Annotated in this window: 5 protein-coding genes; 4 read left to right on the top strand and 1 reads right to left on the bottom strand. The window is 72.1% G+C overall.

Annotated elements, in window-relative coordinates:
- Positions 1–19: 19 nt before the first annotated feature.
- The 4 genes from IF99_RS0100230 to IF99_RS0100215 all read left to right on the top strand — a co-directional run bounded on the left by IF99_RS0100230 (position 20) and on the right by IF99_RS0100215 (position 4,373).
- Complete coding sequence (locus tag IF99_RS0100230; protein ID WP_078654933.1) at positions 20–295, top strand: phosphopantetheine-binding protein; 276 nt, start codon at positions 20–22, stop codon at positions 293–295.
- Positions 292–1,593 carry a beta-ketoacyl synthase N-terminal-like domain-containing protein gene (locus tag IF99_RS0100225; RefSeq protein ID WP_037826197.1) on the top strand — a complete coding sequence of 434 codons (1,302 nt, stop codon included), beginning with the start codon at positions 292–294 and terminating at the stop codon, positions 1,591–1,593. Before IF99_RS0100230 ends, IF99_RS0100225 begins: the two co-directional genes overlap by 4 nt.
- A gap of 157 nt (positions 1,594–1,750) precedes the next feature.
- Positions 1,751–2,992, top strand: a complete 1,242-nt coding sequence (locus IF99_RS0100220; protein WP_030994205.1) for a cytochrome P450 — start codon at positions 1,751–1,753, stop codon at positions 2,990–2,992.
- Between the two features lie 76 nt (positions 2,993–3,068).
- On the top strand, positions 3,069–4,373 hold the full coding sequence (locus tag IF99_RS0100215; RefSeq protein WP_051703302.1) for a MalY/PatB family protein: 1,305 nt from the start codon (positions 3,069–3,071) through the stop codon (positions 4,371–4,373).
- Here the strand turns inward: IF99_RS0100215 and IF99_RS30425 are convergent.
- A complete protein-coding gene (locus tag IF99_RS30425) occupies positions 4,337–5,026 on the bottom strand; it encodes a Crp/Fnr family transcriptional regulator (RefSeq protein ID WP_051703301.1) in 690 nt (229 codons plus the stop codon). The genes IF99_RS0100215 and IF99_RS30425 overlap by 37 nt on opposite strands.
- Positions 5,027–5,132 lie beyond the last annotated feature (106 nt).

Raw genomic sequence — 5,132 nt, 5'->3', positions numbered from 1 at the left:
CGAACCGGAGGTACCCGAAGTGAACGGACCGACCGAGAGCCTCCCCGGCACCGACAGCGCCGAGGAGCGGGTGCTGGCGGTGCTGCGCCGCACCACCCTGGAGATCGTGCCGGAGGTCGAACCGGCCTCGTTCACGCCCGAGCGGACGCTGTCCGACCTGGGCTGCAACAGCATCGACCGGGCCGAGATCGTCACGCTGACCATGGAGGAGCTGGACATCGCGGTGCCCGTCCACGAGTTCCACCAGGGAATGGACATCGGGACCCTGGCCACCCTGATGCGGAAGCGGTTGTGAGCGCGTCCGTCGCGGGCGGCCGGACGGTGGTGGTGACCGGGCTCGGGGTGCTCGGCGCCGTCGCGGCCGGTCCCGAGGACTTCGCCGCCGCCCTGCGCGAGGGACGCTCCGCCCTTCTCGCTCCGGCCCCGCCCCCCGACGCGGACCGCCCCGGCGCTTCCTGGCCCGCCTTCACGGCCGACCTGGCGGCGGACGACGTACCCGACCGGGCCCTCGACGCGCTGCCCGGCCTGCCGCCGGAGCTGCGGGCCCTGGCCCGGCGGACCACGCTGCGCGCTCCGGTACCGGTACGGGCGGCCGTCGTCGCCGCTCTCCAGGCGTGGCTGGGGGCCGGGCTCGACCGTACGGCACCCGCGCCCGAGCGCGTCGGCGTCGTCGTGGCCGGCAGCAACCTGACGGAGCGGGTCACCGAGGACAGCCGGGCCCGTGCCGCACGCAGCCCGGCCCATCTGCCCGCCCGGTACGCCCTGCACCACCAGGACACCGATCACGTCGCCACGCTCAGCCGCGTCCTGGGCGTGCGCGGGGAGGGGTGCACGGTCGGCGGCGCCTCGGCGAGCGGCAATGTCGCCCTCGTCCACGGCGCCCGGATGCTCGCCGCCGGGGCCGCCGACCTGTGCCTCGTCGTGGGCGCCATGACGCGGCTCTCCGGCTTGCAGACCCGCGGCTTCCTCAGCCTCGGCGCGATGGCCCCGGCCCACGGCGCGCCCCCGCGCCCCCCGGCACCCTTCGACCTCGGCCACCGGGGCTTCCACCCCGGGCAGGCGGCCGGCTGCCTCGTCCTGGAGACCGCCGCCTCCGCACACCGGCGCGGCGCGCGGGCGCTGGCCGGGTTCGCCGGGGGCACGGTGGTGCTGGACGGCAACCACCTGGCCGATCCTTCGGTGGACGGCGAGGTGCGGGCCATGACCGGGGCCCTCGCGCAGGCGGGGGTGGGCCCGGCCGACCTCGGCTGGGTCAGCGCGCACGGCACCGGCTCACCGCTCGGCGACCGCACCGAGGCCGAGGCCCTGCGCGAGGTCTTCGGCACGGACGGGGAGGGCCCGTGGGTCAACGCGACCAAGTCCCTGTCCGGGCACTGCCTCAGCGCGGCCGGCGTCGTCGAAGCCGTGGCCGCCGTACTGCAACTGCGGGACGGGTTCGTGCACCCGGACCCGGGTCTGGACGACCCCGTCGATCCCGGCCTGCGGCTCGTGCGCGAGGAGCCGCGGCGGCCCTCCGGCGGGTTCGTGCTGTCGAACGGATTCGGGTTCGGCGGCTTCAACACGGCGGTCGTCCTGGCCCATCCGGACACCTGAACCGGACGGGCCGGGACGACCGCCGATGCTCAGAAGTGAACAGAACCGGGGCGCACCCGGGTCCTAGGGTCTGTCCGCGCGGGACTGTGCGGACACACCCCGGGGCCGGAGCCCGTGCCGGGAGCGGCCCCACCGCGGCAGCGAGGAAGGGTTTCCCATGACGGACACGACCGACACCGCCGGAGCGCTGCCGGACCCCGGCGCCGGACCGCCAGCGTTCCCGCAGGAGAAGGCACCGGGCTGTCCCTTCGACCCGCCCCCCGGCTACCGCCGGCTCCAGGCCGAGGACCCGTTCGCCGCCGTCACCCTGCCCAGCGGACAGCGGGCGCGCGTCGTCACACGGCACCGGGACGTACGGGCCGTGCTCGACGACCCGCGCTTCAGCGCCGACAGCTCCCACCCGGACTTCCCCCGGATGTTCCCCCGTCCCGTCCCCCAGGTCCTCAAGGGCACCTTCCCCCGGCTCGACGGCGCCGAGCACCTGCGCTACCGCAGGATGCTCGCCCGGGACTTCACCGGCCGCCGGGCCGAGGAACTGCGGTCCCGGATCGAGCGGATCGTGGACGCCCGCCTCAATGCCATGGAGGAGCGCGGCGGCCCCATCGACCTCATGGAGGCCCTGGCCTACCCCGTGCCGTCCACGGTGGTGTGCGAACTCCTCGGCGTACCGCCCGAGGACAGCCCGCTGTTCGAGTCCCGGACCCGGGTCCTCATCAACGGCCGCAGCGGTCCCGAGGAGATGGCACGGGCCAAGGACGACATCATCCGCCACCTCGAAGGGGTGGTGGAGACGAAGGAGAAGCAGCCCGGCGACGACCTGATCAGCCGGCTCCTGGCCGAACAGGTCGCCCCCGGGCTGCTGGACCGCGCCGAGGTCGCGGTCATCGCCTGGCTGCTGCTCGCCGCCGGACACCACACGACCGCGACCATGATCGGCACTGGCACCATGCTGCTGCTGGAGAACCCGGCGCAACTGGCCCTGCTGCGGGCCGATCCGGCGCTCCTGCCCGGGGCGGTGGAGGAACTGCTGCGGCACCAGACGGCCATGCAGATCGGCATGAACCGGATCGCCACCGCCGACGTCACCCTGGGGGAGCGGACCGTGCGCGCGGGGGAGGGCGTGGTGTGCCAGCTCGCGACCGCGAACCGCGACCCGGAGGTCTTCCCCGATCCCGACCGCTTCGACGTCACTCGCACCGCTCGCGGCCAGCTCGCCTTCGGCCACGGCCCCCACCAGTGCCCCGGGCAGTCCCTGGCCCGGGTCGAACTCCAGGTGACCCTGGAGCGCCTGTTCACCCGGCTGCCCGGACTGCGTCTCGCCGTCCCGGCGGCAGACGTGCCCTTCTGGCACCACGTGTTCGGCATCCACGGGGTCAAGGAACTGCCCGTCACCTGGTGAACGTCTTCGTCCCGCCGCTCGCGCACGGGCGGCGCGGCACCACCGCGGTCCCGCCCCACCGACGGAGGAGGACTCGTTGTCGCAGGCACAGCAGGAGCTGATCCACCTCTTCGACGGGTTGCGCGCGACCTCGCTGTCCGCGCGCAGCAGCGAGAAGTGGCGGCGCTACCCGCCCGACGTGCTCCCGGCGTTCATCGCCGAGATGGACTTCCCCGTGGCCGAGCCGGTGCTCGACGCCGTCCGCGCGCACCTCACCGCGGGCGGCGACCTCGGCTACGCCTACGCCTACACCGCGAAGGCGCCCGTGCAGAGGGCGTTCGCGGCCTGGGTGCGGGTGAACTGGGACTGGCGGGTGGAGCCGCGGCGGGTGGTGCTGTTCCCGGACACCATGCGGGTGATGGAGGTCGCGCTGGAGCGGTTCACCGCGCCGGGCGACGGCGTCGTGGTGGACGTCCCCGCCTATCCGCCCTACTTCGAGGCGATCTCCGCGGCCGGCCGGGAGGTCGTCCCCCAGCCGATGCGCCTGCGCGGGGGGCGCTGGCGGCTCGACCTGGAGGGGCTGGCCCGCTCCTTCCGGGCGGGAGCGGCCGCCTACTTCCTGTGCAATCCGCACAATCCCACCGGCCGCGTCCTCACGGCTGGGGAACTACGTGAAGTGCTGTCGCTGGCAGCCGAGTTCGGGGTCGCGGTGATCGCCGACGAGGTGCATGCCCCGCTCACCCACCCCGGGCGCCGGCATGTCCCGCTCGGTTCGCTGCCCGAGGCGGCGCGGGTGGCGACGGTGACGGCCGCCTCGGCGAGCAAGGGGTGGAACGTCTCCGGTCTGAAATGCGCGATGGCCGTGGCCGGAAGACCGCGGGACCACGACCGGCTCATGGAGATGCGGCCGAGGAGCCGGGACGGCGTGGGCATCCTCGGCGTGAGCGCGAGCGAGGCCGCCTTCACCCTCGGCGATCCCTGGCTCCGCACCGTACGCCACTACTTGCACGGCAGCAGGCGGATGCTCGTCGAGTTGTTCGAGTCCTTCGGCCCCGACCTGGAACTGGTGCCGCCCGAGGCGAGTTATCTCGCCTGGCTCGACGGCCGGCGGCTGGCCGACCGGCTGGGCAGCGATGATCTCGCGGATTTCTTCCTGCACCGCGGCAAGGTCGCCGTCAGCGACGGGAGGGAGTACGGGAGCGAGGGCTTCATCAGGCTCAACTTCGGCACGTCGCAGCATTTGCTGGAGGAAATGGTGCGGCGGATGGAAAAGGCGGTACGGGAGGAGTCACCCGAGGGGGACGGCGCCGGTATGACGCCGCCCCCGAGAACCGTTCCCGGATATCCTGCCCCGATGTCCAGGCCCTACAGACCGGCGGGCAAAGAGGAATTCTCCAGGTAGTCGGTCAGCTCGGCTATGTGAATGCACAGATGTGCTTCCTTGGTGCGATGCACCACGCCCGCCACAGAGAACCTTTTCAAGAAGTAGCCGACCCGGGAACGCGTCGTCCCGACCATTTCCGCCAGCTCCTCCTGGGTGATCCGGTCGCGTATCAGGGCGGTGTGCTCCCTGTTCTTGCCGACCTTTTTCCCGAGATTCACCAGGAGCGCCGCCAGCCGGTGCTCGCTGTCCATCGTCACCAGGTTGGCGATCATCTGCTGCTGTTCGAGCAGCCGGTTCGCCAAGTGGCTGATCAGCGCCTCCTGCAACGGCGGATCGCAGGCCCTCATCACCTGTGCCACGCTGATCTGGACCAGCGTGGTGGCCTGCATCGCCTGGGCCGTCTCGGTGTGGTTGGCGGCCAGTACGCCGCCTTCCCCGAACACGTCGCCCGGGCCGTGGATGGAGAGCAGGCACTGCTTGCCGTCCCGGGTGTGCGTGAGGGTTTTCACCTGGCCGCTCTCGATGAGATACAGATGCGCGTCTGGCTGGCCCAGGTTGTATACGTGTTCTCGTCGGCCGACATGAAACCGTGTCCCGCGGATGGTGCCTTTCCGGGCTGCTTCCTGAAGGGCTTCGGCGAGGCGCTGCTCGCTGCTACAGAAAGGTTCCATTCCGTTTTGCCGTCCTTAAGCGCTGAATCCGCTGGCGAGAACTATGGCTTTAGAGCGACTTTCTGCGCTCAATCTAAAGCACGCATAGCGCGCCGGGGTAGCTTAC

Origin of the sequence: Streptomyces sp. NRRL F-5630, from assembly GCF_000719475.1 — a bacterium.
Classification (GTDB): Bacteria; Actinomycetota; Actinomycetes; order Streptomycetales; family Streptomycetaceae; genus Streptomyces.
Note: the sequence above shows the minus strand (reverse complement) of the source record. Positions and strands in the feature narration are given on the sequence as shown.